Origin of the sequence: Streptomyces sp. NPDC058464 (assembly GCF_042721035.1) — a bacterium.
In the GTDB taxonomy this organism is placed as follows: Bacteria; Actinomycetota; Actinomycetes; order Streptomycetales; family Streptomycetaceae; genus Streptomyces.
Genome location: NZ_JBHXMA010000020.1, coordinates 56261 through 71482 on the forward strand (window position 1 = coordinate 56261; position 15222 = coordinate 71482).

Consider the following 15222-nt stretch of genomic DNA (forward strand, 5'->3'; position numbering starts at 1 on the left):
GCGGGAACAGCGGACGGGTGCCGTCACCTTCCGTAGGTGACGGCACCCGGTGTGTCACACCGGCAGCAGCCGTCCGATCAGCCCGCCGAGCTGGCGGGCGGTGCGGCACTCGTGCATCTCCACCAGTTCCGCGTAGTCGGGCGCGGCCGAGTCGCCGGTGCCCCACAGGGAGCGCGGCTCGGGGTTCAGCCAGTAGAAGCGGCGCGCCTGTCCGGCGATCCGGCGGACGGCGGCGAGGTCCGGGTCGAGGTTGTTGGTGCGGGCGTCGCCGAGTACGAACACCGTGGTGCGCGGGCCCACCGCCGCGCCGTACCGTTCCGCGAACTCGCCGAGCGCGTGGCCGTAGTCGCTGCTGCCGTGCCAGCCGGTGAGCGTCGCCTCGGCGCGGATCCGGGCGCCCAGCCCCTCGGGATCGGCCCGGCCGTGCTCGAGGAGGCCGGTCACCTCGTCGATCCGGTTGACGAAGGCGAAGACCCGGACCTTGCTGAACTGGTCGTGCAGCGCCTGCACCAGCAGCATCGTGAAGTCGGAGAACCCCGAGACCGAGCCGGAGACGTCACACAGCAGCACCAGCTCGGGGCGGACCGGTCGGCGCCGGCGCAGCACCGGCCGCATCGGAACCCCGCCCGTCGACAGCGAGCCGCGCAGGGTGCGCCGCAGGTCGATGGAGCCCCGCGCGGCCCGGCGGCGGCGCGCGGCCAGCCGGGTCGCCAGTTTCCGGGCCAGCGGCTGTACGGTCCTGCGCAGCTCGGTCAGCTGGTCCCGCCCGGCGGACAGGAAGTCCACCCGGTCGGCGCTCGGCGCCACCGCCCGCCGGGCGATCTGATCGCGCCCGCGCCGCTCGGCCACCCGGCGCCGGGCCTCCGCCGCGACCATGCCCCGGAAGTCCTCGATCCGCCGTCGGATCTCGTCGTCGAGCAGCCGGTCCGCGAACCCCGTGCCGCCGCCCCGCGCGCGGACGTCCGCCCGCACCCGAGCGAGCAGCGTCTGCGGCCGCAGCCGGTCCAGGGTCTGGTACGACGACCAGCCGTCCGAGCCCGGTGAACTCCCGTATCCGCCGAGGCCGTCCACGGCCTCGGCCGCCAACTGCCGCAGCAGCGCGGTGTCGTCGTCCGCCAGCGCGGCCGCGAGCCGCTCCCGCAGCTCCTCCCGGTCGGTGGACCTGCCCCCGGACGCACCGCCGGGCCCGCCCACCCCGCGCGGGAAGTAGAGGTCGAAGACCTGGTCGAACACGGCTCGTTGGCCGGTGCCGTGCAGCAGGGTCGCGGCCAGCCCCTCGCGCAACAGCTCGCGGTCCGATAGTCCCAGCACCGCCACCGCCCGGCCCGCGTCCACGGTCTCCCCGGTGCCGATCCGCACCCCGTGCGCCCGCAGCGCGCCGGCCAGCCCGGTGAGCCGGTCGGCGAGGTCGGCCGGAGCGTCGGTCGGTGCGTCGGCGGGTGTGCTCACAGCGCGTCCAGGTCCAGCTTGGCGGCCGCCTTCTGGATGTCGTCCTGGTGCTTGAGGATCACGCCCAGGGAGTCCCGTACGACCTGCTCGTCCAGCGTGTCGGCGCCCAGGGCCAGCAGGGTGCGCGCCCAGTCGATGGTCTCCGCCACCGACGGGACCTTGCGCAGGTCCATCGCCCGCAGCGCCCCGACCACCCGGACCACGGACTCGGCGAGCGCCTCGGTGAGCTCCGGTACCTTCAGCCGTACGATCCGGCGCTCCAGCTCCTCCTCCGGGAAACCGATGTGCAGGAACAGGCAGCGGCGGCGCAGCGCCTCGGACAGCTCACGGCTGGCGTTGGAGGTGAGTACGACGAAGGGGCGGCGGGTGGCCGTGACCGTGCCGAGTTCGGGGACCGTCACCTGGAAGTCGCTGAGCACCTCCAGGAGCAGGCCCTCCACCTCGACGTCGGCCTTGTCGGTCTCGTCGATCAGCAGCACCTTCGGGTCGTCGCCCCGGATCGCGGTGAGCAGCGGGCGGGGGAGCAGGAACTCCTCGCTGAAGATGTCGGTGCGGGCCTCGTCCCAGGTCTCGTCCCGGCCGGCGCTGATCCGCAGCAGCTGTTTGGCGTGGTTCCACTCGTACAGCGCCCTGGACTCGTCCACGCCCTCGTAGCACTGCAGCCGCACCAGCCGCGCCCCGGCCACCGCGGCGACGGCCTTGGCCAGCTCGGTCTTGCCGACCCCGGCGGGGCCCTCGACGAGGAGCGGTTTGCCCAGCCGGTCGGCCAGGAAGACGGTGGTGGCGACGGCGGGGGAGGCGAGGTAGCCGGTCTCCGCGAGGCGCGCGGAGACGTCGTCGACGGAAGTGAACAACGGGGCCTCCGGCTGATCAGGGTTGTGGCACGCGCGCAGGCGGAACGCACGCGGGAACAGGTCCGAGTTCCTATCTAAGCGCTTGTTCACCTCGCCTGCCACCCTGTATACCGATCGGTTTCCTCACAGTCTCCCGCGCGGTAACCTCGGCCGTATGGCCACCACAGACAAGGCGTCCCCCCGCGACCGCCTGCTCGACGCAGCCGCCGAGCTCTTCTACCGCGACGGCGTCTCCATCGGCGTCGAGGCGCTGTGCAGGTCCGCGGGGGTCTCGAAGCGGTCCATGTACCAGCTCTTCGACAGCAAGGACGAGGTGCTGGCCGCCAGCCTGGAGCGGCGCAGGCCCTGGTACGAGGCCCAGCTCAGGTCCCCGGACGCCGAGGCGGCCACCCCTCGCGAACGGATCGGGTACGTGTTCCGGCGGGTGGAGGAGAACGCGGCGGCCCCCGGCTACTGCGGCTGCCCGTACCTCGCCGTCCTGGTCGAACTGAAGGACGGCGACCATCCCGCGAGCGTGGTGGCCCGAGCCGCCAAGGAACTGCTGCAGGGCTACTTCGAGGACCAGGCCGCACAGGGCGGTGCGGCGGATCCGGCCCTGCTCGCCCGGCAGCTCATGCTGATCTTCGACGGGGCCAGCGCCCGGGCCGGCGCTCACATCGAGCACCTCGACGACGGGCTGGTCACCCGGACGGTGACCACACTGCTGGACGCGGCCGGCCTGAAGTAGCCGCCCGGACGGATCACCACAACGCGCCGGGCCCCTCGCCCTCCCGATGCAATGGAGGCGTGACCGCGCCCCCGAACGACTGCCTCGCGCGCAACGAGTGGATCTGCGGCGCCTACCTGACCAGCCGCCGCCAGATCCTCCTCGACGCCGTAGGCCAGCACCTCCGGCTCACCGCGGTCTCGGTGCTCGTCGGACTCGTCATCGCCGTGCCGCTGGCCGTACTGGCCCGCCGGTGGCGCTGGTCCGCCGGACCCGTCCTCGGTGTCACGACCATCCTCTACACCATCCCCTCCCTGGCGATGTTCTCGCTGCTCCTGCCCCTGTACGGCCTCTCGGCCACCCTCGTCGTCGCCGGCCTGGTGCTCTACTCGCTGACCCTGCTCGTCCGCAACATCCTCGCGGGCCTGCGCGCCGTCCCCGAGGAGACCCGGCAGGCCGCCCGCGGCCTGGGCTACGGCCCGATCCGCCTCCTGCTCACCGTCGAACTGCCCCTCGCCCTGCCCGCCGCGATGGCCGGCCTGCGCATCGCCACCGTCTCCGCGGTCTCCCTGGTCACCGTCGGCGCGATCGTCGGCTTCGGCGGTCTCGGCAACCTGATCTACGCCGGCATGAACACCTACTTCAAGGCCCAGGTGCTCACCGCCTCCGTGCTCTGTGTGCTGATCGCCGTCGCCGCCGACCTGCTGCTGCTCGGGGTGCAACGGCTGCTCACCCCGTGGACGCGGGCGGCCCGCGCGTGACGACGCTCACCGACGCCTGGGCCTGGCTCACCGACCCCGCGCACTGGGCCGGCGACGACGGCATCGGGCACCGGCTGCTCCAGCATCTCCTCCTCACCGTCGTCTGTCTCGTCATCAGCTGCCTGATCGCGCTCCCGGTCGCGCTGGTCCTCGGCCACCTCGGCAAGGGCGGCGCGCTCGCCGTGAACATCTCCAACGTCGGCCGGGCCGTCCCCACCTTCGCCGTCCTCGTGCTGCTCCTCCTCACCCCGGTCGGCAGGTGGGGCGAGGGCCCCACCGTGGTCGCCCTGGTGCTGTTCGCCGTACCGCCGTTGCTCACCAACGCCTACGTCGGCATGCGCGAGGTCGACCGGAGCATCGTGCAGGCCGCGCGGGGGATGGGGATGACCGGGCGACAGGTGTTGTTTCACGTGGAACTGCCCCTTTCGCTCCCAATGGTCCTCACCGGGGTGCGGATCGCCGCCGTCCAGCTCGTCGCCACCGCCACCATCGCCGCGCTCGCCGGCGGCGGCGGACTCGGCCGGATCATCACCGCGGGGTTCAACCTGGCCGGCACGCCCATGGTGGTCGCCGGAGCGATCCTGGTCGCCGTGTTCGCCCTGCTTGTCGAGGGTTTCTTCGCACTCGCCGAACGGCTCGCGCCGGTCTGGCTGCGGGGCTCGCGATGAGGCTCCGCACGGCGGCCGGCGCGGTGCTCCTCACCCTCACCGCCTGCACCACCGGCCCCTCCCTGGAGAACCGGGGCGGGGTCACCGCACCCCCGGGCGACAGCAGGCACCTGACCATCGGCTCCGCCGGCTTCACCGAGAGCGACCTGCTCGCCCAGATGTACGCCCAGCTCCTCGGCCGGGCCGGGTACAAGACCTCCCTGATCACCGTCGCCAACCGCGAACTCTACGAACCCGCCCTGGAGTCCGGGCAGATCGACGCCGTCCCCGAATACGCGGCCACCTTCGCCGACTGGCTTAACGCCAAGACCAACGGACCCGACGCGCCCCCCGTCGGCTCGCCCGACCTCACCACCACGATGAAGGCACTGCGCCGCCTCGCCACACCCCGTGGCCTCACCGTTCTCGACCCGGGCCGGGCGGTGGACCAGAACGCCTTCGCGGTCACCGCCGCCTACGCCCGGCAGCACCACCTGAAGACACTCAGCGATCTCGGCGCCTCGGGGCTGAAGGTACGACTCGCGGCGGGCGACGAATGCGTGCAACGGCCGTACTGCGAGCCGGGGCTGAAGAAGGTCTACGGCATCGACATCACCGGCATCGATCCCAAGGGCGTCGGCACCACCCAGGCCAAGCGGGCCGTGCAGAGCGGTCAGGACCAGATGGTGCTGACCACGACCACCGACGCGACGCTCGGCCAGTTCGGGCTGGTCCTCCTCGCCGACGACAGGCATCTGCAGAACGCCGACTACGTCGTCCCGGTCGTCAACCGTGCCCGGGCCGGCAGCGAGCGGGTGACGAAGGCGCTCGGCAAGCTCAACGACGTCCTGACGACCGCCGATCTGGCCGCGATGAACCAGCAGGTCGACAGCTGGCGGCGGCTGGCCCGGGACGTGGCCCGGACCTATCTGCGGAACAAGGGCCTGCTGAAGTGACGGCCGGTGGCGTGACGGCCGGTGATGTGACAGCCGGTGACGTGAGGTCCGGGCGCGTTGTCAGTGGTGGGCGGTACGTTCGGGGCATGGGGATCTATCTGGTGAGTGTCGGTGCGCAGGAGTGGCTCGACGGCGACGAGGACGAGGGCGGCAAGGGCGCCCTCGCCGCGGCCCTCGACGAGGAGCTGCGGCGGCGCGGGCTGGCGCCGTACGAGTCGGTGCCCGAGGCGGCCGCCTTCGTGCGCGGCTCGGGGTTGTCGTTCGAGGAGAAGCTGGTGCCGCCCATGGACGGGTTCGGCGCGCTGTGCCGGGAGCACCTGTCGCCGCAGGAGGGGGATCTGCTGCTGGGCTGGTCGGTGCTGGTGCCGTTCTCGCTCGACGAGGAGATCCGGTTGCCCGTCGCGTCCGCCTACACCGACGAGACGGTGGTCGTCGGCGCACCCGAGGTGCTCGCCCTCGCACAGCGGCTGGCGGCGGCGATCGGGCTTCCCGTCCACCGGATACCGGAGGCCTGCGACAACCTCGACCTGACGATGTGGTTCCTGGACGGCCCGGCGAAGGACGTGGCCGCCGCCCACCCGGGCCCCTGGGGCGAGGACCTCGACGCCGCCTTCTACGTCGCGCTGTACCTGCGGGCCGCCCAGCACTCGCTGCGCCGTGGCTGCCCGCTGACGTACTGCTGACGAGCACCGCGCCCCGTCGGTCAGGCGTCGGAGACCGAGTCGAACGGCACCTGACCCCGCGAGACGCCACGCGCGTCCGCGTCCACCGAGCGGCGCAGCGCCTCGTGCAGTTTGGCCGGGGTCAGCACGCCGAGGAAGCGCGAACCGTCCAGCACCGCGACCCACCCGGCGTCGTACTGGAGCATCACCCCGAACGCCTGCTTCAGCGGGGCGCCCACCGGTACCCACGCGGTCATGCGGTGGACGAGTTCGCCGATCGTGCCGCCCGCCGCCAGCTCGTCCCGGCCCACCCAGCCGTGCAGGTCGCCGTGCGTGTCGAGGACCACCGCCCAGCGGGCGCCCTCCGCGCGCAGCCGCCCCGCGGCGCTCTCGGCGGACTCGTCCAGGCGGACGACCGGCGGCTGCTCCAGGTCGTCCGGCTGGACATCGGTCACCGACAGCCGCTTCAGCCCGCGGTCCGCGCCCACGAACCCGGCCACGTAGGGCGTGGCCGGTCTGCCCAGCACCGCTCCCGGTGTGTCGAACTGTTCGATCCGGCCCTGCCCGTACACCGCGATCCGGTCGCCGAGCCGCACCGCCTCCTCGATGTCGTGGGTGACCAGCAGCACGGTCTTGCGCACGGCGGCCTGCATCCGGAGGAACTCGTCCTGCAACTGCTCCCGCACCACCGGATCGACCGCGCCGAACGGCTCGTCCATCAGCAGCACCGGGGGATCGGCGGCGAGCGCCCGGGCCACCCCGACGCGCTGCCGCTGACCGCCGGAGAGCTGGTCCGGATAGCGCGGCCCGTAGGTCCCCGGGTCCAGGCCGACGAGGTCGAGGAGTTCGGCGGCCCGGTCCCGGGCCCTGGCCCGCTTCCAGCCGAGCAGGGCCGGGACGGTCGCGGTGTTGTCGAGGACCGTGCGGTGCGGGAACAGGCCGACCTGCTGGATGACGTAGCCGATCCGGCGCCGCAGCCGCACCGGGTCGACGCCCGCGACGTCCTCCCCGTCGACGAGGATCCGGCCCGAGGTCGGTTCGACGAGCCGGTTGACCATCATCATCGTCGTGGTCTTGCCGCAGCCGGAGGGGCCGACGAGCGTGACGAGTTCGCCCTCGGTCACCTCGAAGGAGAGGCCGTCCACCGCGGTCGTGCCGTCCGCGTACCGCTTGGTGACCTGCTCGAACCGGATCATTTCCTCACGTTAACCGCGAGTGTTGCCGACCGCCTGCCCGTCGGCCCCCGAGTCCGGCCGGTCGTCTCCGACGAGCACCACCTCCAGGGTGCGCGGACCGTGCACCCCCTCGACCCGGTCCAGCTCGATGTCGCTGGTGGCCGAAGGACCGGAGATCCAGGTCAACGGCCGGGCCGGGTCGAGTCGTTCGAGGGCCTGGGGCACGGAGGAGACGACCTGCTCCGGGACCCGTACGACACAGATGTGGTGATCGGGGACCAGGGTGATCCGGCGGCGGCCCTGGTCCGGGCCGCCGTCCAGCACGATCGTCCCGGTCTCGGCGACCGCCACCGCGCACGCGGTGACCACGCTGCCGACCCGGTCGAGTTCGTGCGGGGTGCTCCCGGCGCTGTCGGCGACGTGCTCGGCATCGGTCGCCGCCAGCCACTCCGGGGGGAGCCCGGCGGGCACGGCCACCGACCTCGAACCGCGCTCGGCGACCAACCGCCCGATCGTGGCGGCCAGTTCGTCCTCCGTGCACCGGTGCACGAGCGCCCGGTAGTCCGCCAGGTTCTCGGCCAGCAGATCGACCGTCTCGGCGACACTCCGCGCACCGTGCTCGCGCAGATACGTCCGCTCGACGGGCCCGTCCTCGTCCCGTACCCCGTCCAGCGCCCGCCGCACCCGGCCCAGGATCCGCTCCCTGCTGCTCACTTCGCGCCGCCCTTTCCGCCGCCGGTCCGCTGCCACCAGTCCCGGAACGGCTCCGCCGGTACGGCGGGCAGGTCCCGGGTCCCGCTCCACGCCCGGCCGGGGCCCGGCAGCGTACGGGGATGCAGCCGGCGGCTGCGGGAGGCGAGCCGCTGGCCGGTGCGCAGGGCGGCCGGGTGGGAGAACGCCCAGCGGGCCGCGCGCATCGCCGCCCGCTCGGCCGCGTGTCCCTTGGCCGGCTTGAGCAGCACCTTGTTGCCGTTCCGGACCGCCTCGCCGCCCTGAACGACCCGCTCGCGCAGGTGCACCAGCACCTCGGGGATGTCGATGGCGACCGGGCAGACCTCGTAGCAGGCCCCGCACAGCGACGAGGCGTACGGCAGGGAGGCGTCGATCTCGCTTGCGGTGCCCCGCAGCTGGGGGCTGAGGATGGCGCCGATCGGGCCCGGATAGACCGAGCCGTAGGCGTGGCCGCCCGCCCGTTCGTAGACCGGGCAGACGTTGAGGCAGGCCGAGCAGCGGATGCAGCGCAGGGCCTGGCGGCCGACCTCGTCGGCGAGGGTGTCGGTGCGGCCGTTGTCCAGGAGCACCAGGTGGAAGGTCTGCGGTCCGTCCCCGTCGGTGGTGCCGGTCCACGTCGAGGTGTACGGGTTCATGCGCTCGGCGGTGGAGGAGCGGGGGAGGGTCTGCAGGAAGACCTCCAGGTCCTGCCAGGTCGGCACGATCTTCTCGATGCCGACGACCGAGATCAGCGTCTCGGGGAGGGTGAGGCACATCCGCCCGTTGCCCTCGGACTCGACGACGACCAGGGTGCCGGTCTCGGCGACCATGAAGTTGGCGCCGGAGATGCCGACCTTCGCGCGCAGGAACTTCTCGCGGAGGTGGAGCCGGGCCGCCTCGGCGAGTTCGGCCGGGGTGTCGGTGAGGCCCTCGGGCGCCGGGCGCCCCCACGCGCCCATCTCCTTGCGGAAGATGTCCCTGATCTCGCCCCGGTTGCGGTGGATGGCGGGGACGAGGATGTGCGAGGGCCGGTCGTGGCCCAACTGCACGATCAGCTCGGCGAGATCGGTCTCGTAGGCCCGGATGCCCGCGGCCTCCAGCGCCTCGTTCAGCCCGATCTCCTGGGTGGCCATCGACTTGACCTTCACGACCTCCGACTCACCGGTCGCCCTGACCAGTTCGGTGACGATCCGGTTCGCCTCGTCGGCGTCGGCGGCCCAGTGGACCGTACCGCCCGCCGCCGTCACCGCCTCCTCCAACTGGACCAGATAGCGGTCGAGATGACGGAGCGTGTGGTCCTTGATCTGCTTGCCCGCCTCGCGCAGGGCGGCCCAGTCGGACACCTCGGCGACCGCCTTGGCCCGCTTGGCACGAATGGTGTGCGTGGCGTGGCGCAGGTTCCCGCGCAGGGTGGGGTTGTTGACGGCCTCGTGCGCGGCCTTCGGAAAGGCCGGGTGGGTGGGTGGGGGAAACACAGGCATGCCTACGAACGTCCCGCTCATACGGCCGGCTCCTCCTCCGTGCTCGCCAGGATCTCCGCGATGTGCACCGGCCGCAGCCCGCTGCCGAGCCGGGTCATGGTGCCGCCGATGTGCATCAGACAGGAGTTGTCGGCCGCGCACAGCACCTCGGCGCCGGTCGACTCGGCGTTGCGCACCTTGTCGGTGCCCATCGCCGCCGAGACGTCGGAGTTCTTCAGCGCGAACGTGCCGCCGAAACCGCAGCACTCCTCGGCGCCCGGCAGCTCCACCAGCTCCAGGCCCTTGACGGCCTGGAGGAGGCGGCGGGGGCGGTCGGCGAGGCCCAGACTCCGCAACCCGTGGCAGGTCGGGTGGTATGTGACATAGTGCGGATAATATGCCCCGACGTCCGTCACCCCCAGGACGTCCACCAGAAACTCCGTCAGCTCGTACGTCTTCGGCACCACCGGCGCCAGCGCCGCGGCCAGCCCGCTCCCGCGCCCCTCCGCCCGCGCCCGCTCGCCCATCCTCGGATACAGCTCCCGCACCATCGCCCCACACGATCCGGACGGGGTCACGATCGCCTCGTACTCACCGAAGACATCGGAGAAATGCCGAGCCAGCGGCTCCGCCTCATGACGGTATCCGGTGTTGTAGTGGGCCTGTCCGCAGCAGGTCTGCGCCATCGGGAAATCGACCTCGACGCCCAGCCTGGTCAGGAGTTTCACCACGGCACGGCCGGTGTCCGGATAGAGCGTGTCGTTGACGCAGGTCAGGAAAAGAGCGACACGCATCGCGGCTCCTCGAGGTCGATCATCGGATGAGTGCAGCGTAATGGGCCGGTGCGACCAGCGGGAGACCCGGTTGCGGTGCGGCGAGTCGGGAGCCGTCACCGGGTGACCGGTGCGGCCCGGTCACCGGGCGGTCAGCCGTGCCTCGGCCGCCGCCCAGCGGGCGGTGCCGCCGCGTGGCGCGTACCGGGTCAGCGGCTGGGTGCGGACGAGCAGCCGCCGCATGCCGGCGAGATCACCGACGAGACCGTGCGCACGGGCCTGGACCAGCACGTTCCCCAGAGCCGCCGCCTCCGTCGGGCCCGCCACCACCGGCAGCCCGCAGGCGTCTGCGGTGAGCTGGCAGAGCAGCGCGTTGCGGGTGCCACCGCCCACCACGTACACCGTGTCCACCGGATGGTCCGCGAGCCGCTGCGCCTGCGCGACCGCCCGCCGGTGGGCGAGCGCCAGGGAGTCGAGAATGCACCGGGTGACCTCGCCGGGCGTCCCGGGCACCGGCTGCCCCGAGACCCGGCACGCCTCGGCGATCCGCTCCGGCATCCGACCGGGGGCCAGGAACGCGGCGTCCCCCGCGTCCACCACCGACCGCAGCGCCGGCACGCCGGCCGCCTCCCGCAGCAGCCCGCCCAACTCCGGCTCGCCCCAGGCCCGTACGCACTCCTGGAGCAGCCACAGCCCCATGATGTTGCGCAGATAGCGGACCGTGCCGTCGAGCCCCAGTTCGTTGGTGAAGTTGGCGGCCCGGCTCTCCTCGGTCAGCACCGGGGCGGTGAGTTCGAGACCGGCCAGCGACCAGGTGCCGGTGCAGATGTAGGCGAACCGCTCCCCGTCCGCCGGTACGGCGGCCACCGCGGACGCGGTGTCGTGCGAGCCGACGGCGGTCACCGGCACCGGCCCGGTCAGCCCCGTCTCCTCCAGCACCTCGGGCCGCAGTACCCCGGCCGGATCCCCGGGCCGCCGCAGCGGCGCGAACAGCCCGAGGTCGATCCCCAGCCGGTCCGCGACCTCGTACGACCAGTCGCGCGTCCGGGGATCGATCAACTGGGTGGTGGAGGCGTTGGTCAGCTCGGTGCCCTGCTCGCCGGTCAGCCAGTAGGACAGCAGATCCGGGATCAGCAACAGGCGCTCGGCCAGGGCGAACTGGGCGTCCGACCGGGCGGCCGCCAGCTGGTACAGGGTGTTGAAGGGCGCGTACTGCAGGCCCGTACCGGCGTACAGCTCCGGCGCGGGCAGCGTCGCCCACACCTGCTCGGCGACGCCCTCGGTGCGGGCGTCCCGGTAGTGCACCGGGTTGCCCAGCAGCGCGCCGTCGCCGTCCAGCAGCCCGTAGTCCACGGCCCAGCTGTCGATGCCGACGGAGTCGAGCCGTCCACCGCAGTGGGCACCCGCGGCCCGCAACCCCTCCAACACCCCGGCGTACAGGGCGAGTACGTCCCAGCGCAGCCCCTCCGGCACCCGCACCGGCCGGTTCGCGAACCGGTGTGCCTCGGTCAGCTCCAGCGAGTCCGGGCCCACCCGGCCGACCATCACCCGCCCGCTGGACGCGCCCAGGTCGACCGCCGCATACGACTTCGGCGAGCTCATCGCAGGAACGCGGCCGCCACACCCGCGTCGACGGGCACGTGCAGCCCGGTGGTGTGGGTGAGTTCGCCACCCGTCAGCGCGAACACGGCGTTCGCCACGTGCTCGGGCAGCACCTCGCGCTTGAGGATGGTCCGCTGGGCGTAGAACTCGCCCAGCTTCGCCTCCTCCACCCCGTACACGGCGGCCCGCTGAGCCCCCCACCCCCCGGCGAAGATCCCGGATCCCCGCACCACACCGTCCGGGTTCACCCCGTTGACCCGGATCCCGTGCTCACCCAACTCGGCGGCGAGCAGCCGTACCTGATGCGCCTGATCCGCCTTCGTCGCCGAATAGGCGATGTTGTTCGGACCGGCGAACACGGCGTTCTTCGACGCGATGTAGACGATGTCACCGCCGATCCCCTGCGCGATCATCACCCGGGCGGCCTCCCGCGACACCAGGAAGGAACCGCGGGCCATGATGTCGTGCTGCAGGTCCCAGTCCCGCGCCGAAGTCTCCAGCAGCGGCTTGGAGATGGAGATCCCGGCGTTGTTGACGACGAGGTCGACCCCGCCGAAGGCCAGCGCGGCGGCCCGGAAGGCGGCGCCGATCTGCTCCTCGTCCGTCACGTCGACGGTGACCGCGACGGCCTTGTCGGCCCCGCCCAGCTCCTCCGCGACCCCGGCCGCACTCTCCGCGTTGAGATCGGCGACCAGGACACACGCCCCCTCGGCCACCAGCCGGTGCGCGATCGCCTTCCCGATCCCGCTGCCGGCCCCGGTCACCAGCGCCACCCGGGTCGCCAGCGCCTTCGGCCTCGGCAGCCGCCGGAGCTTGGCCTCCTCCAGCGCCCAGTACTCGATCCGGAACTTCTCCGACTCCTCGATCGGCGCGTACGCCGACACGGCCTCGGCCCCGCGCATCACATTGATCGCGTTCACATAGAACTCACCCGCGACGCGGGCGGTCTGCTTGTCCTTGCCGAAGCTGAACATGCCGACGCCGGGCACCAGCACGACCGCCGGGTCGGCGCCGCGCATGGTGGGGGAGTCGGGCAGGGCGTGCCGCCGGTAGTAGGCGGCGTACTCCTCCCGGTACGCGGCGTGCAGCTCGCGCAGCCGTGCGACCGCCTCGTCCAGCGGGGCGGTGGCCGGAAGGTCGAGCACGAGGGGCCGTACCTTCGTCCGCAGGAAGTGATCCGGACACGACGTCCCGAGCGCCGCGAGCCGTGGATGCTCGGCCCGCGCCAGGAAGTCGAGGACGACCTCGGAGTCGGTGAAGTGGCCGACCTGCGGCCTGTCCTGGGAGGCGATCGCCCGGACGTACGGCGCGAGCGCGGCGGCCCGCTCCCTCCGCTCGCCCTCGGGCAGGGCGCCGTACCCCTCGACCACGGGCCCGAAGGGTTCGGGCCTGCCGCGCTCGGCGAGGAACGCCTCGGCGGTGCGGATGATGTGCAGCGAGTTCCGCTCGCACTCCTCGGAGCTGTCGCCCCAGGCGGTGATCCCGTGCCCGCCGAGGACGCACCCGACGGCCCGCGGGTTGGCGGCCTTGACGGCGGCGATGTCCAGGCCGAGCTGGAACCCGGGCCGGCGCCACGGCACCCACACCACGGTGTCCCCGAAACACTCGGCGGTGAGCTTCTCCCCGTCCGCCGCACACGCCAGCGCGATCCCGGAGTCCGGGTGCAGATGATCCACGTGCGCGGCCTCCACCAGCCCGTGCATGGCGGTGTCGATGGAGGGCGCGGCGCCGCCCTTGCCGTGCAGGCAGTAGTCGAAGGCGGCGACCATCTCGTCCTCGCGCTCGACGCCCGGATAGACACCGGCCAGCGCCCGGAGCCGGTCGATCCGCAGCACGGCGAGCCCGCCCTCGGTGAGCGTCCCGAGGTCCCCACCGGACCCCTTCACCCACATCAGCTCGACATCACCACCGGTGACGGGGTCGGTGGCGGTGCCTTTGGCGGACGTGTTCCCGCCGGCGTAGTTGGTGTTGCGGGGGTCGGCACCGAGCCGATGGGACCGGGAGAGGAGGGCGGAAGCTTCGGGATGGGTGGTCACAAGAATTCCTGATTCGTTGTAGGAGCGGGACTGCAACGCGCCCCTTCAGGGGCGCTGGGGGTCCCCCCGGCCGAAGGCTGGGGGAGGAACTGCGCGACCAGCCACATCCGGCCGGCAGCCCGCGACGAGACATTTCACGCCAGACGCTTACGCACCCCAACCAGCCTGCTGTCCGCCAACCCGCTCGGCGACGATCTTCTCCGCCCACCCGGACCGGCGGTACGCCCCCAGCGGGTCGGGGTCCAACCCCATCTCGCCCCGCACCTCCCTGAGCAACGGCCGCACATCCGTGTCGTACGCATCCATCAGCACCGCATTCGCCCCCAGCACATCCCCGGCAGCCTGCGCCTGCGCCAACGCCCCCCGGTCCACCAGCAGCGCCTTCGCCGTCGCCTCCTGCACGTTCATCACCGACCGGATGATCGCCGGGATCTTCGCCTCGATGTTGTGGCACTGGTCGAGCATGAAGGCCACCTCCGCGGTGAGCCCGCCCCCGCGCGCCACCTCGTACATGATCCGGAACAGCTGGAACGGATCCGCGGCGCCCACCATGAGGTCGTCGTCCGCGTAGAACCGCGAGTTGAAGTCGAAGCCGCCGAGCTTCCCCTCCCGCAGCAGCGTGGCCACGATGAACTCGATGTTGGTGCCCGGCGCATGGTGGCCGGTGTCCACCACCACCTGCGCCTTCGGCCCCAGCTTCAGGCAGTGGGCGTAGGCCGTCCCCCAGTCCGGAACGTCGGTCGTGTAGAAGGACGGCTCGAAGAGCTTGTACTCCAGCAGCATCCGCTGCCCCTCGCCCAGCCGGTCGTACACCTCGGCCAGACCCTCGGCGAGCCGGTCCTGGCGTGCCCGGATGTCGTCCTGCCCCGGGTAGTTGGTGCCGTCGGCGAACCACAGCTTCAGATCCGTGGACCCCGTCGCGTCCATGATGTCGACGCACTCCAGCAGATGGTCGACGGCCTTGCGGCGCACCGCCGCCTCCGGGTGGCAGATGCTGCCCAGCCGGTAGTCGTCGTCCTGGAAGGTGTTGGAGTTGATCGCCCCCAGCCGCAGCCCCCGCTCCTCGGCGTGCTTGGCCAGGTCCGCGTATCCGTCGGAGCCGTCCATCTTGTCCCAGGGGATGTGCAGCGCCACTGTCGGTGCCACCCCCGTCACCGCGTGGACCTGCGCCGCGTCGTCCAGCTTCTCCTTCGGCGAGCGCGGTACGCCCTGCTGGGCGAACACCTTGAAACGGGTCCCCGAGTTTCCGTACGCCCATGACGGCGTCTCGACGGCCTGGGTCTTCAGCGCGGCCTTCACCGCGACGAGGTCGGTCACTTAGGGGCTCCCGGAGTGAATGATGAAACGATTCAGAACGGCAAAGTATGAGTCCATCGAAAGGGTGTCAAGCACTCCGGCCAACCCCGTTCGCCGTGACTCCGCCGTGACCT

The 15222-nt window shown here is 72.1% G+C and carries 14 protein-coding genes; 5 read left to right on the forward strand and 9 right to left on the reverse strand.

The window, feature by feature from the left end; genetic code table 11:
* Window positions 1–54: 54 nt before the first annotated feature.
* Window positions 55–1449 carry a VWA domain-containing protein gene (locus ACFWPQ_RS25405; RefSeq protein ID WP_384038988.1) on the reverse strand — a complete coding sequence of 465 codons (1395 nt, stop codon included), beginning with the start codon at window positions 1447–1449 and terminating at the stop codon, window positions 55–57.
* Window positions 1446–2303, reverse strand: coding sequence for an AAA family ATPase (locus ACFWPQ_RS25410; protein ID WP_384038991.1), 858 nt, complete (start codon window positions 2301–2303; stop codon window positions 1446–1448). The genes ACFWPQ_RS25405 and ACFWPQ_RS25410 overlap by 4 nt, the downstream gene beginning before the upstream one ends.
* A 154-nt stretch (window positions 2304–2457) precedes the next feature.
* Here ACFWPQ_RS25410 and ACFWPQ_RS25415 point away from each other — a divergent pair, with 154 nt between their 5' ends.
* The 5 genes from ACFWPQ_RS25415 to ACFWPQ_RS25435 all read left to right on the forward strand — a co-directional run bounded on the left by ACFWPQ_RS25415 (window position 2458) and on the right by ACFWPQ_RS25435 (window position 6056).
* Window positions 2458–3030 (forward strand): TetR/AcrR family transcriptional regulator, encoded by a 573-nt coding sequence (locus ACFWPQ_RS25415; protein ID WP_384038994.1) that lies wholly within the window; start codon window positions 2458–2460, stop codon window positions 3028–3030.
* Between the two features lie 59 nt (window positions 3031–3089).
* Window positions 3090–3770: an ABC transporter permease gene (locus tag ACFWPQ_RS25420; protein WP_384038997.1), complete on the forward strand. Its 681-nt coding sequence runs from the start codon at window positions 3090–3092 to the stop codon at window positions 3768–3770.
* Window positions 3767–4438 (forward strand): ABC transporter permease, encoded by a 672-nt coding sequence (locus ACFWPQ_RS25425; protein ID WP_384039000.1) that lies wholly within the window; start codon window positions 3767–3769, stop codon window positions 4436–4438. The genes ACFWPQ_RS25420 and ACFWPQ_RS25425 overlap by 4 nt, the downstream gene beginning before the upstream one ends.
* Entirely contained in the window at window positions 4435–5373 is a 939-nt protein-coding gene (locus ACFWPQ_RS25430; RefSeq protein WP_384039002.1) for an ABC transporter substrate-binding protein, read from the forward strand. Before ACFWPQ_RS25425 ends, ACFWPQ_RS25430 begins: the two co-directional genes overlap by 4 nt.
* A gap of 86 nt (window positions 5374–5459) precedes the next feature.
* Window positions 5460–6056, forward strand: a complete 597-nt coding sequence (locus tag ACFWPQ_RS25435; RefSeq protein WP_384039005.1) for a hypothetical protein — start codon at window positions 5460–5462, stop codon at window positions 6054–6056.
* Window positions 6057–6076: 20 nt separating this feature from the next.
* On the opposite strand, the gene ACFWPQ_RS25440 is transcribed toward ACFWPQ_RS25435, so the two are convergent.
* From ACFWPQ_RS25440 to rhaI, 7 genes are all read right to left on the reverse strand, one after another.
* Complete coding sequence (locus ACFWPQ_RS25440) at window positions 6077–7231, reverse strand: ATP-binding cassette domain-containing protein (protein ID WP_384039008.1); 1155 nt, start codon at window positions 7229–7231, stop codon at window positions 6077–6079.
* 9 nt (window positions 7232–7240) lie between these two features.
* Entirely contained in the window at window positions 7241–7924 is a 684-nt protein-coding gene (locus tag ACFWPQ_RS25445; protein ID WP_384039011.1) for a lactate utilization protein C, read from the reverse strand.
* Window positions 7921–9423: a LutB/LldF family L-lactate oxidation iron-sulfur protein gene (locus ACFWPQ_RS25450; protein ID WP_384039014.1), complete on the reverse strand. Its 1503-nt coding sequence runs from the start codon at window positions 9421–9423 to the stop codon at window positions 7921–7923. Before ACFWPQ_RS25450 ends, ACFWPQ_RS25445 begins: the two co-directional genes overlap by 4 nt.
* Window positions 9420–10175, reverse strand: a complete 756-nt coding sequence (locus ACFWPQ_RS25455; RefSeq protein ID WP_384039017.1) for a (Fe-S)-binding protein — start codon at window positions 10173–10175, stop codon at window positions 9420–9422. Before ACFWPQ_RS25455 ends, ACFWPQ_RS25450 begins: the two co-directional genes overlap by 4 nt.
* Before the next feature lie 120 nt (window positions 10176–10295).
* A complete protein-coding gene (locus tag ACFWPQ_RS25460) occupies window positions 10296–11756 on the reverse strand; it encodes a rhamnulokinase family protein (protein ID WP_384039021.1) in 1461 nt (486 codons plus the stop codon).
* Complete coding sequence (locus tag ACFWPQ_RS25465) at window positions 11753–13792, reverse strand: bifunctional aldolase/short-chain dehydrogenase (protein WP_384039024.1); 2040 nt, start codon at window positions 13790–13792, stop codon at window positions 11753–11755. Before ACFWPQ_RS25465 ends, ACFWPQ_RS25460 begins: the two co-directional genes overlap by 4 nt.
* A 147-nt stretch (window positions 13793–13939) precedes the next feature.
* The gene (gene rhaI / locus ACFWPQ_RS25470; protein ID WP_384039027.1) at window positions 13940–15109 is read right to left on the reverse strand and encodes an L-rhamnose isomerase; all 1170 of its coding nucleotides are present in this window, start codon (window positions 15107–15109) and stop codon (window positions 13940–13942) included.
* Window positions 15110–15222 lie beyond the last annotated feature (113 nt).

What these genes read in the sequence shown, in the direction of transcription:
- ACFWPQ_RS25440 (WP_384039008.1), bottom strand. Translation starts at nt 7,231, where the DNA reads ATGATCCGGTTCGAGCAGGTCACCAAGCGGTACGCGGACGGCACGACC.
- ACFWPQ_RS25455 (WP_384039017.1), bottom strand. Translation starts at nt 10,175, where the DNA reads ATGCGTGTCGCTCTTTTCCTGACCTGCGTCAACGACACGCTCTATCCG.
- ACFWPQ_RS25430 (WP_384039002.1), top strand. Translation starts at nt 4,435, where the DNA reads ATGAGGCTCCGCACGGCGGCCGGCGCGGTGCTCCTCACCCTCACCGCC.
- ACFWPQ_RS25435 (WP_384039005.1), top strand. Translation starts at nt 5,460, where the DNA reads ATGGGGATCTATCTGGTGAGTGTCGGTGCGCAGGAGTGGCTCGACGGC.
- ACFWPQ_RS25450 (WP_384039014.1), bottom strand. Translation starts at nt 9,423, where the DNA reads ATGAGCGGGACGTTCGTAGGCATGCCTGTGTTTCCCCCACCCACCCAC.
- ACFWPQ_RS25415 (WP_384038994.1), top strand. Translation starts at nt 2,458, where the DNA reads ATGGCCACCACAGACAAGGCGTCCCCCCGCGACCGCCTGCTCGACGCA.
- ACFWPQ_RS25460 (WP_384039021.1), bottom strand. Translation starts at nt 11,756, where the DNA reads ATGAGCTCGCCGAAGTCGTATGCGGCGGTCGACCTGGGCGCGTCCAGC.